Genomic DNA, 15685 nt, shown 5'->3' with positions numbered 1-15685 from the left:
GTTGGCATGCATTTCGTGACGCTCCGCGTCACAGATCTGCGCCGCGCCGCATATTCAAGAGAGGACGCAGAGCGTCCGGAACGGCATTCCCACGCTGGAGCGTGCGGAACGATAGTCGTGTGAACCCTATCGTGCCAATGCTCCGCGTTGACATGCATTTCGTGACGCTCCGCGTCACAGATCTGCGCCGCGCCGCACACTCAAGAGCGGACGCAGAGCGTCCGGAACGGCATTCCCACGCTGGAGCGTGCGGAACGATAGTCGTGTGAACCCTATCGTGCCAATGCTCCGCGTTGGCATGCATTTCGTGACGCTCCGCGTCACAGATCTGCGCTGCGCCGCACATTCAAGAGCGGACGCAGAGCGTCCGGAACGGCATTCCCACGCTGGAGCGTGCGGAACGATAGTCGTGTGGGAGAGCGCACAGATCCGCAGCCCGGCCTGGTAGCTGGCGCCACTGAAATCAAGTTTCAGTGGCGACAAAAAAAAGCGGCTACCTCTCGGTAGCCGCTTTTCATTGACCTCAGCAACGCATTACTTAGGCAGTTTGAACGCCATCACGTAGTCACCCTGTTTGGTGCCCAGTGAGCCGTGACCGCCTGCAACGACCAGCACGTATTGCTGACCGTCCTTGCCGGTGTAGGTCATCGGGGTGGTTTGCGCACCTGCTGGCAGGCGGGCTTCCCACAACTGCTTGCCGTTACGCACGTCATAAGCACGCAGGTACTGGTCAAGCGTCGCGCTCATGAACGCCAGGCCGCTGGCGGTGGTGAACGTACCACCCAGGCTTGGAACGCCCATGGTCAGCGGAAGCGGGATCGGCGAGCTGTCGCGCACGGTGCCGTTCTTGTGCATCCAGATGGTTTTTTGGGTGGTCAGGTCGACAGCCGCCACGTAACCCCATGCAGGTGCCTGGCAAGGCAGGCCCATCGGCGACAGCAGTGCTTCCAGGATCACACCATAAGGCGCGCCCTTGTTCGGCTGTACGCCTTCGGTTTCGCTCTTGCGGCCCGGGCCGCCTTCAACTTCGGCAGAAGGCACCAGCTTCGAGCGGAAAGCCATGTAGTTAGGATTGACGAAGGCGATCTGACGCACCGGGTCGACGGAAATACCGCCCCAGTCGAACACACCGAAGTTGCCCGGATAAACGATCGAACCCTGCAGCGAAGGCGGGGTGAACGGACCATCGTAGCGCAGCGACTTGAAGTCGATCCGGCACATCATCTGGTCAAACGGTGTCACGCCCCACATGTCGCGCTCTTTAAGGGGCGGCGGCATGAAGTTCAGGTCGGACTTGGGCTGGGTTGGCGAGGTGTGATCGCCCGCAACAGCGCCTTGCGGAACCGGTACTTCCTTGATCGGCACGATCGGTTTGCCGGTGCTACGGTCCAGCACGTAGATGCTGCCCTGCTTGGTCGACGCCAGTACGGCGGGTTTGATGCCGTCAGCGGTTTTCATGTCCAGCAGGGTCGGCTGACCACCGACGTCCATGTCCCACAGGTCGTGGTGAGTGAACTGGTAGTCCCAGCGCACGCGGCCGGTTGCGATGTCCAGTGCAACCAGGCCCGCGCTGTACTTCTCGGACTCTGGCGTACGGTCGCCGCCCCACTGGTCAGGCGTCTGGTTACCCATCGGCAGGTAGATCATGCCGAGCTTTTCATCGACGCTGAACATGGACCACATGTTCGGCGAGTTGCGCGTGTAGATCTTGCCTTCGGCAATCGGCGCAGTTTCTTCCGGATTGCCGCTGTCCCAGTTCCACACCAGACGGCCAGTGTGTACGTCATAGGCGCGGATCACGCCGGACGGCTCGTCCATGGAAACGTTGTCAGTGACGTGGCCACCGATAATCACCAGGTCCTTGGTGACCGCCGGTGGCGACGTGGAGTAGTAGCCGCCCGGAGCGAAGGTGCCCATGTTGGCGGTCAGGTCAACCGAACCCTTGTTGCCGAAGTCTTCGCACATCTTGCCGGTGTCGGCGTTCAGCGCGATCAGACGGGTGTCGGCAGTCGGCAGGAAGATTCTGCGCGGGCAGGCAGCACTGGCAGTGGCCGTGCCGTCGGCAGCCGGGACCGTCGGGCTTTGCGCCGGGGCACTGGCGGCATAGGCAGCGTCGTCATGATAGGTGACGCCACGGCAGGTCATGTGCGCCCAACCCTTGAAGTTGGCAGCGTTCTGAGTGCTGAGCTTCGGATCGAAGCGCCAGATTTCCTTGCCCGAATCCGGGTCAAGGGCGATCACCTGACTGTGCGGCGTGCACACGTAGAGCATGCCGTTGACCTTGAGCGGGGTGTTCTCGGCAGTGGTTTCACCCGGGTCATTCGGCCCCGGAATGTCACCCGTGCGATAGGTCCAGGCCGGCTCCAGCTTGTTGACGTTTTCCGGCGTGATCTGCGCCAGTGGCGAGTAGCGGTCACCGAACGCGGTGCGGCCGTAGGACTGCCAGTCGCCGTCAGGCATGGCCGGGGCGGTGTTGGTCGTGCCAGCCGTCTCGCGGTCCAGCTGGCCTTCGATACGACCCGGGTTAGTGAACTGGCTTGCCAGTGCGGTCAGGCCGGCCAGCACCACAGCGATGCTCAGTGCACCGGTGCCCATGCGTGCCGGACCGTTGCGCAGTAGCGGCTCGCGGAACCATGGCAGCAGCAACACGATACCCAGGGCGAACCACAGCGCCAGGCGTGGCACCAATTGCCACCAGTCGAGGCCGACTTCCCACAACGACCAGACCGTGCTTGCGAACAGCAGCAGTGCATAAAGGCCCAGCGCAGCCGCACGACCAGTGATCAGCAGCACGCCGGTCACGGCGAAGCCGATACCGGCCAGCAGGTAATACAACGAGCCATCCAGTTGCAGCAGTCGGGCGCCACCGACCAGCAACGCCAGCCCCATCAACAGGATCACCAGCCCGAGCAGGGTCGGTAACAGGCGATTTCTATTTGAAGCACTGTCAGTGCTCATAATGCGAATCTCCGCGAGAAGTAAGTAATTGACATCTTGTTTTAAGCATCGCCTGCCTTGGCGCCATTCCTTGAAGCTGCTTGTTGAGACGAATCGCCGACGGTGGAATTAAACCGTCAGGCAGAGCGCGGTTGCACGTTCGGTCGCGCGGTCATCGAGTCGTAGACCCTTGCCGCCCGAATTCGTGCATAGGCTTTTGTCCGAAGGAACATCTGCAGAAGGGGGAATCTTCAATCCTTAACCCGGCAATGATAGGGCGCTAACAATTTTTCTAAAAGCGAAAAACCTGACATGGATCATTGCGAGGCCGGCAATAGTGCTGCAGGCAGACTGTGTTTTATCAAGGCGTGGCGCTTACAATGGCAGACTTTCGGAACGCACCTGAGTACTCCGGAGATCCGTTCAGGTTCGTCACTTCTTCATCCGTTTCAAGGCTCATCATGACAACACCCCACTCTGACCCGTTGCACGGCGTCACGCTGGAGCAGATCCTCAGCGCGCTGGTCGAACATTACGAATGGTCCGGCCTTGCCGAGTGCATCGATATTCGCTGCTTCAAAAGCGATCCGAGCATCAAGTCCAGTCTGACCTTCCTGCGCAAGACCCCCTGGGCGCGGGGGAAGGTCGAAGCGCTGTATGTGAAATTGCATCGCAGCAAGGGCTGGTAACAGACCCGCCAGAACAGCCCGGCATGGAGGCCGGCACTCAAGGATACCGATAGATGCTCAGCGAACATCCACCACCTGCGCAGGGACAGCGCTATTACGCCCTCGTGGCCGCTTGCCTCGGCTGGTCGGGACTGGTGATTCAGCTTTACCTGATCCTGATTGGTCGTTATGCCGATCACGCCAGTCTGCTGGGTGGGCTGGTACGCTTTTCAAGTTTCTTCACCGTACTGACCAACATGCTTGTAGCGGTCGCGCTGAGTTGCGCCCTGACGACACAGCAGTCGGCAGGCCACCGGTTCTTCCGGCATCCAGTCGTGTGTGGCGGCATTGCGGTAAGCATCGCGCTGGTGGGCATCGCCTACAACATCCTGTTGCGCCACTTGTGGCACCCGGAAGGCTGGCAGTGGGTGGCAGACGAACTGCTGCACGACATAATGCCGCTGGCGTTCGTGATGTACTGGTGGCTGTACGTGCCCAAGGGCGCGCTGCGTCTGGGCCATGTAGCGCTCTGGGCGATCTATCCGATCGTCTACTTCGCCTATGTCCTGCTGCGGGGCCACATGTTCGGTGATTACCTGTACCCGTTCATCGATGTCGGCACGCTCGGTTTTCCGAAGGCATTCATCAACGCGCTGGGTGTGCTGCTCGGTTTCGTGCTCATCGCATTGTTGTTGCTGGGCGTCGATAAACGGGCGTCTCGTCGCACGCTGTGAGTCGCCCGGTCCTGCTCATTCTTCAGTGCTGTCCAGCTTCCAGTAACCGGCAGCCTTGACGAATTCCTCTTCCAGGCCGAACTCGTCGAGCAGTACACGACGTAGCTTGCGTGACAGCGCGGATTCGGTCGCGACCCAGGCGTACAGCTTGCCCTCGGGCATCTCCAGGCGCCGCGTGACGTCCAGCAGATTCTGTTCGCCGCGTACAATCCAGATCACGTCGACCTGTGCGGCGCTGTCGAACACCTGCTGTTCCTGCGGGTTGGCCACCTCGACCACCACCAGCGCAGCGCGGTTGGCGGGCAGCGCTTCGAGGCGTCGGGCGATGGCGGGAATGGCTGTTTCGTCGCCGATCAGCAGGTAGCTGTCGAACATGTCCGGCACCACCATCGAACCCTTTGGCCCGGCGATGTGCAGGAATTGCCCGGGCGCTGCCTGAGCGGCCCAAGTGGTCGCCGGGCCTTCGCCATGCAGCACGAAATCGATATCCAGTTCCCCGGTTTTTTCGTCGTAGCGACGCGGCGTGTAATCGCGCATCGGCGGGCGCGGCGTGTCCTTGTCGCCGGCAGGGTTGAGGTTTTCCAGCGCTGCCTGTTGTTCTGCCGTCTGCGGGAAGAACAGTTTGACGTGGTCATCCGTGCCCAGGCTGATGAAACCCGCCAGCTCCGGCCCCTGCAAGGTAATGCGGCGCATCAGGGGGGTCAGTTCCGTGACCCTCACCACCTGCAGCTTGCGTCGCTTGATTTCATGCATGACGCGATGGATTGACTGGGGCGAATTCATGCCGACTCCTCCGAGGCAGGTTGGGGCCCATCGACGACCGCCCTGGCCGTGCTGTTGAGCAGTTCGCTGACCCGCAGAATCTCTTCCGGGCTCCAGCGGCCATGGTGCATCTGCAGCGCGTGGCGCAGGTTGTGCACCGCTTCATGGATTTCCGGCGGACGGTCATGGCCGCGCAGTGAGCGCTTGCTGACATCGATGCGCATGCGCACACCTTCCAGCGCCACGGCCTGATCTTCCAGGGACTGGCGACCCGCATCGGTGACGGTGTAGAGCTTCTTGCCGGCCTGGGCATCGCCGACCACCATTTCGCTTTCTTCAAGAAACGTCAGGGTGGGGTAGATAACGCCGGGGCTGGGGCAGTACGCACCCTCGAACAGACCTTCGATCTTGCGGATCAGGTCATAGCCGTGGGCAGGCTGTTCGGCGATCAACGCCAATAGCAGCAATTTCAGATCGCCAGGGGCGAAAACCCGAGGGCCACGTCCACCGCGTTCGCGGCCTGGACGTTTTTCAAAACCGTCGCGATCTTCACCTGCTTCACGAAGATGCGGCGGACGATGGTGGGGTGGATGTTTATCTTCACGCATGTTTTTGCTCTCTGGTTACAAGTTAGATATACCTTAAGATGTATCTTATTGTAATCACAGAGCTGGCAGACGAGCGGTCATTGCCGCTCAGACACCCTTAGGCGCATCGGCGAGCGGGGCATTGCACATCGCCTGTCCGTGGTTTTCCAGGTAAGGCGTCAGGATCGGTGCCATGCCTTTGAGCACCTGCACCGGCAACGCCGAGGTGAAACGAAAGCCCTCGGCAGCGCGTCCCGGTACGAACGCCGTGAGCGCGCCAAAGTGGTTGTCGCCGATATAAAACACGAAAGTCGCCGTGCGGTTGATCGCCCTTGAGCTGAGAATGCGCCCGCCGGCACCGACGCTTTCGATCCTGTTGTCGCCGGTGCCGGTCTTGCCGCCCATCGCCAGCACACTGCCGTCCTGCATCTTGAACGTGCCTTGCACGCGTTTGGCCGTGCCGCCGTCCACCACTTGCGACAAGGCCTCGCGCATTGCCGCGGCGACTTCCGATGGCAACACACGCTTGCCCAGCTCCGGGTTGATGCTCAGTTGAGTGTCATAAGGCGTGTCGGCGGCAAAGTGCAGACTGTCGATGCGCACCGCAGGCAGGCGGATCCCATCGTTCTGGATGATGCCGATCAGCTCGGCAAGCGCCGCCGGACGGTCTCCCGAACTGCCGATAGCCGTCGCCAGCGAAGGCACCAGGTGGTCGAACGGATAACCCACACGTTGCCAGCGTTGCTCGATGTCCAGAAACGCTTCGACCTCCATCATGGTCCGCACCCGGCTGTCGCGCGCGCCTTTGTGGCGACTCTTGAACAGCCAGCCATAGACTTCCTGACGTTCGTAACGACTGGCGGCCACCGCGTCCTTGAACTGTGCTTCCGGGTGCTTGAGCAGGTAGCCCACCAGCCACAGTTCCAGCGGATGGACGCGGGCGATGTAGCCTTGATCGGGCAGGTCATAAGTGCCCGGACCGTAACTCTGGTACAGATCGGCGAGACGTTTGTCGGTGAGTTTCGAGCTCGCCCTGGGCTCGTCCAGGTGGGCGCGGATGAACGCGTTGAATGTGGCCTGATCAGCGCCCGGAAACAGGTAACGGTGTACCGCAGCCAGGCGGATCGCCGTCGGGTGAATGCCGTCGAGGAAGGTGTCGAGCCGCTCCTGCGTGGTCTTTTCCTTGTAGCGTTTCCAGAAGCGCAGCAGGAATACCGTGCCTTCGCGGTCGGCAAACTGCGCCAGGTATTCCTGGCGGCGCGGGTTGTCATCATCCTTGAGCAGCTCGGCGCTGTTGTTGGGCGCCTGATAGGTGCTGTAGCGCACCACATCGCGCATCAGACGAATGAACGGCAGGTTGATCGACTCACGCAGCGACTCGCGCAGGGTCGGAATCCGCTCGTTGTCTTCGCGCCGGAAATTATTGAAACGGTGCATGCCGCCACCGGTGAAGAACGCTTCTGCGGGGCTGGCCGAATAGGTGCGGTCGAGTGCGGCCGAAAGCATCTTCGCCAGGTCACGGTCCTTGTTCAGCAGCAGATAATCCACCGCCCAACGGGTCAGCCGATCCGGTTCCTCGACCGGGACTTTGCGCAACTGCGCAGGGCTCAAGCCCGAATAGCGCCCATGCAACTCGGCGATGATCTCCAGATACGTCGTCAGCACGCGCATCTTCGCCGTCGAGCCCAGCTCCAGCTTGCTGCCTTCGTTGATATCGAACGGCTGATCGGTGCTGTCGGTCTGGACCCTGACCCGCGAGCCATCCACGCCGCGTTCAAACAGCGTGAAGCTGTAGCGCACCTGCGTTGTGCTGGCCGGGGTCAACAGGCGCTCGCCCATCAAACCGGTCTTTGCGGCAAACTCAGGGTTGGCCAGGTCACGCAGGTACTGGCTCACGCTGCGCTGCAATTCGCCATGCAGGGTGCTGGTGGCGGACAGGTCAAGACGGTCCAGGTCGTAAAGCGGGCGATTGAGCAGATTCGACAGGCGAGTGCGCGCGACACTGATGCCCTTATTGGTTTCGATGGGCTGCAGGGTCGGTTGCTGCGCCCAGTCGCGGTAGGTGACCTGGGCTGCCAGCGCGGCCTCGGCCAGCGGTCGGTCGATGACGTTGGCCTGGGCCAGCAGGCGGATGTGGCTGTCGGTCAGCTCTGCCAATTCCTGGCGTCCCTTGGCCAGATAGTGCGACGGGCGACGTTGGGCGATTACCAGTGAGAGCACTTCACGCAGCGCCAGCGCCTTGTCGGCCAGCGCCTGTTTATTGCCCGGATTCGAAGCCAGTATCTCGTTGGTTTTGCCGAAGTCTGCGCCGAACCACACCCTCAGTCCTTCGGCCAGACCATGCACCTCGCCATGCCCCGGCACCGCAGACAGCGGCACGCTGTTCAGGTAGTCACGCACCACTCGCTGGCGCACGGCGAGTGTCTCGGTCCCCGGCTGATAGGCGCGAACGCTGGCGGAAATCATCTGCCGCAGCTTTTCCGAACCCGACAGCGTCAGTCCGTCTGGGGAGTGACGGTATTTTTCCAGCTGAGTGGCCAGCGTGCTGCCCCCAGCCGACTGGCCGGGGAGGGCAAACATCTTCGCCAGTTGCGACCAGGCGGCTTTGACAAAACGTGGCCAGTCCACCGCAGGGTTGGCCATGGGCTGCTGCGGATCAAGCAGATCACGGTTTTCGATAAACAGCAGACTGTTCACCAGCATCGGCGGAATGGCGGCGAAGGTCGGGTAAAACTGCTGTGGGTATCTGAACTCGTACAGCGGCTCGTTTCGGCAATCGGTGATCGACAGCCCGGCCTGGGTTTTTTCCTCGTAAGGCACGAAAAAACCATGCCGGACGTAACGCAACAGTTCCGGCGAAAACCGGGTCTGACGCGTAATCACATAATCGCGCTTGAGCAGGCGCGAGAGGAATTCATCCATGGATGAATAGCCCAGGCGCCGGTCGAACGGCCCGTCACCGGGATACACCACGTCATGACTAGGCCCGGGCTGCATTGAATAACCCAGGCTCGCGGCAAAGCGGCTGAATTCCCGCGCCTGAAGCCTGGAGGTCCTGCTCTCCACCGCCACCGCCACGCCCAATGCAACCCCGGCTAACACCACCACTACCCAGAACACCCGCCATCCGTATCGCTTGCGACGCGGATATTTGGGCGTACGAGGATTATCCTCACGATCAGCGGATAGCGTCTCTTGCTTGCTATCGGAATGCCGAAATGCGCCCATAGTCGATTGTCCGGTCATCCTGTCAAAGCACCTGACCCAAGCTTAGACGCTGGATGGGATTGTGGGAGGGAATTGTCTGGAGGTTTTCGAGGGCGGAAGGCGCGCAGTGGGGACGAGCGTCATGAACTAATCCCACTGCAGTCACACACGAACTGCAGTGGCGCTGGCTTGATCAGACGTGAAGATCAACCAACGGTTTGCGCTCTTCTTCACGCTTCGGCGCATTGCGCTCGATCTGGTAAATGATCGTGTCCATGAAGTTGCCAATGTGGTTGCGGCTGAAGACCTGTCCGTAATCGATAACCTTGCTGTAATTCTCAAGGTTGAGTGTGTGCTGGTTGCCGAATTTTTCCGTGTAGTGATCGAGTAACGTCATCACAATTTTTGCGTGCGCACGCAGATCCTCCTTCAGTTGTTGACGTTCGTTCAGCTTCTCGGTCAGGTACGTGAACTCTGCCGGGGTGAGCACATCGTCTGGGTCGGTCACCTGGATTTCCTGATTAAAACCCAGCGTGAAGCCGAAGTGCTTATTTGACAGCTCCGTATTAAGGTAAAAAAGCTGCTGCTTGAAATCGTGAAAATTGTCGTACATACGGCATAGGGTCTTGTCAAAATCTTTAGTTAAGTCACCCAGGTATGTACTTCGGAGTAGGTTCGATATCTCTTCAGACATACTTTCCAGCATAACCCGTCCTGCCGCCGACGTTTTGTAGTCGGATAACCAGGGTGTTTCCTCGGTGGTATAGAACTCAGCGTTCGGATCACGCACGTTATCACGCGCCTGAGGAATTTTGATTGGCGGAGCAGCAGGTGAGGTGAGGGAACTCGAGCCTGAGAGAGTGCGCTGTTGATTTTGTGATGCAGAAGCTAAAGGGTTGATATGCATGCTAAGCGCTCTTTGGTGTCAATGATAACTATCTAGCGGCAGACCTTCGCAAAACTTTGCCTGATAAGTGTGTAGGATTTTTCCTAGACTGTAGTGGTGATTATTTTTTGTAGGAAGTTTCCTTGATTTTAATGTGAGGGTTGACTAGTCGCCTAACTTTCTATTGCGTCAATTTTGTCAGTGGCAACCTGCCTCTGCATAATCTGCGAGAATACCTATGAATACTTATGGAAGAAAATGTGTTGGTTTTTGCTTGTTGTCCATTTTCGTGATAATGGCATTGGCTTCCGGCGCTCATGCCAATACAGGTGCCGAGGACCCGGTCGGTGCATCAAGTAATGAAACCAACGAAGCCGTTGCGGCTGAAGCTGTGCAAGAAATTTCCGAGCCAAGATTTACCGTCATGCTGGATAAACTACACTCGGTGGCAGATGTGTTGACAGCCAAACACCCCGTCCACTACTACGGCTTTGTCTCGCATCGTGGGCAAGATGTATTGCTCTATGCGCCTGTGGGTGACCCGGTCACTAACGAGTGGAAGACCGAGTATTACGAAAATGGTGAATGGGTTGCCCAGACACTCAATACTAAGGTGTTTAAAGATCTGGCTCCTGGGGCTGAGGTGATCATCAGGGTCACGCCAAGAAACTCACTGGCAGGTGGCAGGCTTCCATACACTGTCAGATTGGGTTCCTATCCTGTTCTAAAAAGCTATGAACTGCTCGACGAACCGGGAGTGATAAGAATTCCAAGTGGGTATACGGAACCTCAGTGGTTGGCAACCCAGATTTATAAAGAAGCTGTCCTTGAAGTAAGATTCAGCGATACTAAAGGTACGCCGTTGGAAGGCGGTATGGCTATTTTGGATCTGAGCTTTGGTGAAAAAGGCGCCTCGATTAAGCATATTCTGGTTAGCGGTGCTGATGGGTTCGCCTCTGAGCGCATTGAGTTCGGACGTTGCTATGGAGGTACGGAGGCCCAAGATTTTGTCCACACGCAAAGGGGGTTCAATACTTGGAGAAGTAACTATAGAGTCGCTCGCTACTTCGTAAGTAATTTCTCTTTAGGGCCCATCACGGCGATGCCTCATATTTTTTACATGGGACACATCTGCACACAAACCGTTCTGCGAACTGTTGCTCCACGAGGTTAACGTCTAACTCAGCCTGGCGAATCATTTGTCTCGCCAGGCTGATGTCTCATACCGCCATGGAAATAGATGAGGGATCTCGTTTTTCAGCATTGCTTTAGACTTGCTGTATCCATTTGTCATGCCTTTTGTACGATGCTATTCATGAATTTGCTGTAGTCGATCATGTCCTGAGGGTTACTGATGTCCAGGTTTATATTAGCCGCCAAATGTTTTATGAGTTCGGGGGGTATCTTGTTGGTCTCGTACTGAATAGCGGCCAGTTCCTGAAAAACTTGGCCTGACAAACCAGTAGGAAATCTCCGAGAGGGCATGCAAACGTGACGCTGTTCTCAAGTTGGCAACAGGTGTGGCGATGTCCCCAGGCGTTTATTCAACTCCAGCCCATTGGCCATCAACATCATCAACCCCAGGCCGACAATTGCGGTCGTCACTTGCATGGGCCATGTATCGCCTGCCAGTGCATTGGCCATGTCAGCCAACGGGGCGAGCAGGACGCCCAGGCAGAAGACTTCCAGCGAATAGCGGCCCATGCGGCAGGTCTGGCGCGCGGGCCAGTTTTCCAGCCATGTGCTTGAGGTTGGCAGCAGTCGGGCGACGACGTAGACCAGGGCAAGGAAGTGCAGTAACCGGACGGGCGCAAGGTCGGTCTTGCTGATCGGGTAAAGGCTTTCAAGGTGCAGGCTGGAGACCAGCGCGGCGTGCAGCCCGGGCCATTTTTCGCTGAAGGTCAGGATGCATGCGATCAGCACGTAGATGGCGGCCAGCATGAACAAGGGTTGCTGGCGAAACGGAGGGCGCTCAGCTGTCGTGGCTGTTTCGCTGCGCAACGCGCACGCACCGCCGAGCACGAACGGCAGCTGCCAGGCCACCGGGTTGAAGTACCAGACACCGCCGCCTTCGTAAGCGCGCAGGTTCCAGCCCAGTAACGGCACCATCAGGTACAGGGCAATCGACAGGCCGACTGCCACTTCGAGTTTGCGCAGCATCAATGGCAAGCTCAGCGGCAAAGTCAGCAACAGCACGATATACAGCGGCAACGGGTCGGTCAGGTTGGGTTTGAAGCGCAGCAGCAGTTCATCGGCCAATGCCTGTTGCGGGTTGCCGACAAAGTATTCAAGGCCCATCTGCTGGACCATGTCGCGCGTCTCGACGTGGTTGTTGGCGACGAAGACGATGCCCATCAGCAGGGTCAGCAGAAAGATATGCACCACATACAGCACCCAGGTCCGGCGCAGGATTCGCACGCCAGCCACCAGCATGCCGTCACGTCGGGCGATCCGTCCGTAGGCCAGGATCGACGCGTAACCGGCGAGGAAAACGAAGATTTCCGCTGCGTCGCTAAAGCCGAAGTTGCGTACGGTCAGTTGCGCCAGGGGATTGTCCGGCACGTGATCCCAGAATATGAAGATCAGCGCCAGGCCGCGAAAGAAATCGATTCGATGATCGCGTCCGTTATTCATAACGGTGGACTCTTGAAAGTGCTAATGAGTAAAGATAGGCCACAGAGGCTCAGGTTCCAGGCCAGCGACGAGTGACGTTCGGCGGCGCGGCAGGGTGCCGCTAATCGAGGGCAATTGCAAAGGCGCGCTATTACAGAATGTCTCTGGCTCAAGCGGCCCGGCGGCTTTACGCCGACAGCGGCACCGTGTGCGTGTTCGATCAACCTCACCAATGATGGCAATCAACAGCAGTCATTCTCATCTTCCGTTATGTTACTGTATAACTATTCCAGTCAACTCACCGGAGAGATCACGATGAAACCCGATATCCATCCTCAATACCGCACCGTGCTGTTCCACGACACCGCTGCCGACGCCTACTTTCTGATCGGCTCGACCGTAGACACGGACCGCACGCAACAGCACACCGACGGCACTACCTATCCTTATGTTGCGCTCGACGTTTCCAGTGCCTCGCACCCGATGTACACCGGGCAGCAGCGCAAGGCCACCACCGAAGGCCGGATCGCGGGTTTCAACAAGCGTTTCGCCACCTTTGGCTCTGCTGGCAAGAAAGAAACCGCAGCCGCTCAATGAGTGGTTTGACCTCCCGGTCGTGGGCATTTCGCATGGATTGCCCACGACCGGGATTTTTTTGTCTGAATTTCAGGCCAACGGCCAATCATCTACTGGACTAACAGCCGACATTGCTTTTATCTTCGCGGCCTGAAAAACAGGAGTAACCGCTTTGAAAAAGTCAGTCGCCATCGTTTTCGGTGGGCAATCCAGCGAGCATGAGGTTTCGTTGCAGTCGGCACGCAACGTGATCAATGCGATTGATCGTGAACGCTATGCACTGACCCTGATCGGCGTCGACAAGCTGGGCCGCTGGCTGCATTTCGACGAAGCCGATTACCTGCTTAATGCCACTGATCCTGCACGGATCAAACTGAGCGCATCAGGCAAGCCATTGTCCTTGCTGCCGGGCAGTATCGGCGGGCAGTTTGTCGACGTCGAGTCAGGCCAGCCACTGGCAGCCATCGATGTGGTATTCCCGCTGATCCACGGCGCTTTTGGTGAAGACGGCGCGTTGCAGGGTCTGCTGCGCATGCTGGCCGTGCCTTTTGTCGGCGCCGATGTGCTGTCCTCTGCGGCCTGCATGGACAAGGACGTGACCAAGCGTCTGCTGCGCGATGCGGGCATTGCCGTCGCGCCGTTCAGGGTCCTGTCGCGTGGAGAGAGCCTTTCTTTCACGGAGGCTGCCGACCAGTTGGGGCTGCCGATGTTCGTCAAGCCGGCCAACCAGGGTTCATCGGTGGGCGTGAGCAAGGTGTCTGACGAGGCCGGTTTCGCGGCAGCACTGGCGCTGAGTTTCGAGTTCGATCACAAGCTGCTGATCGAGCAGGGCATCGTTGGCCGGGAAGTGGAGTGCGCGGTATTGGGTAACTTCGATGCGCAGGTCAGTGTCTGTGGCGAAGTGATTGCCAACGATGAATTCTATGCCTACGACACCAAGTACCTGAATGGCGATCAGGCACGCATCGCCATTCCCGCCGAGCTGCCCGCCGACCTGAGTGATCAGGTGCGTGACGTCGCGTTGCAGGCGTACAAGGTGCTGGGCTGCGCAGGGCTCTCGCGGGTCGATTTCTTCGTCACCGAAGGGCGCGACATCATCATCAACGAGGTCAACACGCTGCCGGGCTTCACCTCGATCAGCATGTACCCCAAGCTCTGGCAGGCCAGCGGTCTGTCGTATGCCGAACTGATCCATCGCCTGATCGTTCTGGCGCTGGAACGGGCTGATCAGGCGCGGCTGCTGAAAACGGAGATCTTTCCATGAAGATCATCCGCATCGCGGCGGCGCTGCTGATCGGCGCAGATGGCCGGACCCTGCTGGTGCGCAAGCGCGGTACCCAGGCCTTCATGCAGCCGGGCGGCAAGATCGAGCCCGGTGAACCGGCAGCGCAAGCCTTGGCCAGAGAACTCGAAGAAGAGCTCGGGCTTATCGTCGATCCGGCGCAGGCGGTGTTTCTCGGTGAGTTCACGGCCCCCGCCGCCAACGAGCCCGGTTTCGAGGTCAACTGTCAGTTGTATGAGGTCAGGACCAGCGCTCAGGCAGTGCCTGCCGCCGAGATCGAGGAAGTACTGTGGGTTGACGCGGACAGTCATGCGGGTTTGCAACTGGCCCCGTTGACCCGCGATCTGATCCTGCCGCTCTATCTGAAGCGGCAGGCAGCACGCGGCTGAACGGCGCAGTCGTCCTGCATCGTGGTGCAGGACGGCACTGTCAGCGAACCACACTTACCCCGTCCAGCGTCGAGAACGAGGTGTCCTTGGCGGTCAGCAGGAAATCGCGCATGTACGGTGCGTCAAGCATGTCGGCGCGGATACCGGCATAGAGCGTCGCAAACAGTCCTTTCTCGCCCAACCGCTTGGCCTTCACATAGCCGCGTGAGCTGTATTCATGCAGCGCCCAGTGCGGCATGCCGCAGACTCCGCGTCCGCTGGCCACCAGTTGCATCATCATCACCGTCAACTCTGATGTTCGTACCTGTGCCGGTTCGATGTCGGCAGGCTCCAGAAAGCGCGTGAAGATGTCCAGCCGGTCGCGTTCCACCGGGTAAGTGATCAGCGTTTCAGTCAGCAAGTCTTCCGGGACGATGTAGGGCCTGGTTGCCAATGCATGTTGATTGGCCACCGCCAGCATCGCTTCATAGGTAAACAGCGGCACGTAGGTAATGCCGGGCAATTCCAGCGGGTCGGAGGTCACCACCAGGTCCAGATCGCCACGCGCCAGGGCAGGCAAGGGCGCGAACGAGAAACCGGAAGACAGGTCCAGTTCGACCTCGGGCCAGGCATCGCGGAACTGGTCGATGGTCGGCATCAGCCACTGAAAACAGCTGTGGCACTCGATTGCCATGTGCAGGCGTCCCGCCGTACCACCGGCCAGTCGGGCGATGTCGCGCTCGGCACTGCGCAGTTGCGGCAGGATGGAGTCGGCCAGTTGCAGCAGGCGCAAACCGGCGCTGGTAAAGCGCACCGGTTTGGTCTTGCGTACAAACAGCGGCATGCCCATGCGCTCTTCCAGCTCCTTGAACTGATGGGACAGCGCGGACTGCGTCAAATGCAGGCGCTCGGCTGCCTCCACAAGGCTGTCGGCCTCGCGCAGGGCATGCAGGGTTTTGAGGTGGCGTATTTCAAGCACGGTCAGTGCTCCATGAGCAGTATTTGTGATCAACACGAAAAAAATGAGTTTGTCTCATGTTGTGTCAGCTGTCGACAATAGCCCCA

Annotated in this window: 13 protein-coding genes; 6 read left to right on the top strand and 7 right to left on the bottom strand. The window is 58.9% G+C overall.

Annotated features, from left to right (window positions below; genetic code table 11):
- Positions 1-534 precede the first annotated feature (534 nt).
- Positions 535-2958, bottom strand: coding sequence for a glucose/quinate/shikimate family membrane-bound PQQ-dependent dehydrogenase (locus KUIN1_RS20405; RefSeq protein WP_032656812.1), 2424 nt, complete (start codon positions 2956-2958; stop codon positions 535-537).
- A gap of 440 nt (positions 2959-3398) precedes the next feature.
- Here KUIN1_RS20405 and KUIN1_RS20400 point away from each other — a divergent pair, with 440 nt between their 5' ends.
- Positions 3399-3626 carry a VF530 family DNA-binding protein gene (locus KUIN1_RS20400; RefSeq protein ID WP_162496846.1) on the top strand — a complete coding sequence of 76 codons (228 nt, stop codon included), beginning with the start codon at positions 3399-3401 and terminating at the stop codon, positions 3624-3626.
- A gap of 53 nt (positions 3627-3679) precedes the next feature.
- Positions 3680-4339 carry a Pr6Pr family membrane protein gene (locus tag KUIN1_RS20395; RefSeq protein WP_104684503.1) on the top strand — a complete coding sequence of 220 codons (660 nt, stop codon included), beginning with the start codon at positions 3680-3682 and terminating at the stop codon, positions 4337-4339.
- Positions 4340-4354: 15 nt separating this feature from the next.
- Here KUIN1_RS20395 and KUIN1_RS20390 read toward each other — a convergent pair whose 3' ends face one another.
- From KUIN1_RS20390 to KUIN1_RS20375, 4 genes are all read right to left on the bottom strand, one after another.
- On the bottom strand, positions 4355-5122 hold the full coding sequence (locus tag KUIN1_RS20390; RefSeq protein WP_104684502.1) for a siderophore-interacting protein: 768 nt from the start codon (positions 5120-5122) through the stop codon (positions 4355-4357).
- Entirely contained in the window at positions 5119-5709 is a 591-nt protein-coding gene (locus KUIN1_RS20385) for a PadR family transcriptional regulator (protein ID WP_003412958.1), read from the bottom strand. Before KUIN1_RS20385 ends, KUIN1_RS20390 begins: the two co-directional genes overlap by 4 nt.
- Before the next feature lie 87 nt (positions 5710-5796).
- Positions 5797-8916 carry a transglycosylase domain-containing protein gene (locus KUIN1_RS20380; protein WP_172980106.1) on the bottom strand — a complete coding sequence of 1040 codons (3120 nt, stop codon included), beginning with the start codon at positions 8914-8916 and terminating at the stop codon, positions 5797-5799.
- Between the two features lie 172 nt (positions 8917-9088).
- Complete coding sequence (locus KUIN1_RS20375; protein ID WP_080393560.1) at positions 9089-9802, bottom strand: hypothetical protein; 714 nt, start codon at positions 9800-9802, stop codon at positions 9089-9091.
- A gap of 403 nt (positions 9803-10205) precedes the next feature.
- On the opposite strand from KUIN1_RS20375, the gene KUIN1_RS20370 reads away from it, so the two are divergent.
- Positions 10206-10955 carry a hypothetical protein gene (locus KUIN1_RS20370; protein ID WP_024639283.1) on the top strand — a complete coding sequence of 250 codons (750 nt, stop codon included), beginning with the start codon at positions 10206-10208 and terminating at the stop codon, positions 10953-10955.
- Positions 10956-11284: 329 nt separating this feature from the next.
- On the opposite strand, the gene KUIN1_RS20365 is transcribed toward KUIN1_RS20370, so the two are convergent.
- Positions 11285-12415, bottom strand: a complete 1131-nt coding sequence (locus tag KUIN1_RS20365; RefSeq protein WP_152092233.1) for an OpgC domain-containing protein — start codon at positions 12413-12415, stop codon at positions 11285-11287.
- A gap of 294 nt (positions 12416-12709) precedes the next feature.
- Here KUIN1_RS20365 and KUIN1_RS20355 point away from each other — a divergent pair, with 294 nt between their 5' ends.
- From KUIN1_RS20355 to KUIN1_RS20345, 3 genes are all read left to right on the top strand, one after another.
- Positions 12710-12991 carry a type B 50S ribosomal protein L31 gene (locus KUIN1_RS20355; RefSeq protein ID WP_011268736.1) on the top strand — a complete coding sequence of 94 codons (282 nt, stop codon included), beginning with the start codon at positions 12710-12712 and terminating at the stop codon, positions 12989-12991.
- A 151-nt stretch (positions 12992-13142) separates the two neighbouring features.
- On the top strand, positions 13143-14234 hold the full coding sequence (gene ddlA / locus KUIN1_RS20350; protein ID WP_054091424.1) for a D-alanine--D-alanine ligase: 1092 nt from the start codon (positions 13143-13145) through the stop codon (positions 14232-14234).
- Positions 14231-14641: an NUDIX hydrolase gene (locus KUIN1_RS20345; protein ID WP_058822665.1), complete on the top strand. Its 411-nt coding sequence runs from the start codon at positions 14231-14233 to the stop codon at positions 14639-14641. The genes ddlA and KUIN1_RS20345 overlap by 4 nt, the downstream gene beginning before the upstream one ends.
- 40 nt (positions 14642-14681) lie before the next feature.
- Here the strand turns inward: KUIN1_RS20345 and metR are convergent, their stop codons facing one another.
- Positions 14682-15599, bottom strand: a complete 918-nt coding sequence (gene metR, locus KUIN1_RS20340) for a transcriptional regulator MetR (RefSeq protein ID WP_024639288.1) — start codon at positions 15597-15599, stop codon at positions 14682-14684.
- Between the last annotated feature and the right edge of the window lie 86 nt (positions 15600-15685).

This window comes from Pseudomonas sp. KUIN-1 (assembly GCF_009176725.1).
Classification (GTDB): Bacteria; Pseudomonadota; Gammaproteobacteria; order Pseudomonadales; family Pseudomonadaceae; genus Aquipseudomonas; species Aquipseudomonas fragariae.
The sequence above is the reverse complement of the archived record's forward strand: the minus strand, read 5'-3'. Positions and strand labels throughout refer to the sequence as shown.

Bases quoted from the DNA above. Each gene is read 5' to 3' on its own strand.
- KUIN1_RS20405 (WP_032656812.1), bottom strand. From the start codon at position 2,958: ATGAGCACTGACAGTGCTTCAAATAGAAATCGCCTGTTACCGACCCTG.
- KUIN1_RS20400 (WP_162496846.1), top strand. From the start codon at position 3,399: ATGACAACACCCCACTCTGACCCGTTGCACGGCGTCACGCTGGAGCAG.
- KUIN1_RS20395 (WP_104684503.1), top strand. From the start codon at position 3,680: ATGCTCAGCGAACATCCACCACCTGCGCAGGGACAGCGCTATTACGCC.
- KUIN1_RS20390 (WP_104684502.1), bottom strand. From the start codon at position 5,122: ATGAATTCGCCCCAGTCAATCCATCGCGTCATGCATGAAATCAAGCGA.
- KUIN1_RS20385 (WP_003412958.1), bottom strand. From the start codon at position 5,709: ATGCGTGAAGATAAACATCCACCCCACCATCGTCCGCCGCATCTTCGT.
- KUIN1_RS20380 (WP_172980106.1), bottom strand. From the start codon at position 8,916: ATGGGCGCATTTCGGCATTCCGATAGCAAGCAAGAGACGCTATCCGCT.
- KUIN1_RS20375 (WP_080393560.1), bottom strand. From the start codon at position 9,802: ATGCATATCAACCCTTTAGCTTCTGCATCACAAAATCAACAGCGCACT.
- KUIN1_RS20370 (WP_024639283.1), top strand. From the start codon at position 10,206: ATGCTGGATAAACTACACTCGGTGGCAGATGTGTTGACAGCCAAACAC.
- KUIN1_RS20365 (WP_152092233.1), bottom strand. From the start codon at position 12,415: ATGAATAACGGACGCGATCATCGAATCGATTTCTTTCGCGGCCTGGCG.
- KUIN1_RS20355 (WP_011268736.1), top strand. From the start codon at position 12,710: ATGAAACCCGATATCCATCCTCAATACCGCACCGTGCTGTTCCACGAC.
- KUIN1_RS20345 (WP_058822665.1), top strand. From the start codon at position 14,231: ATGAAGATCATCCGCATCGCGGCGGCGCTGCTGATCGGCGCAGATGGC.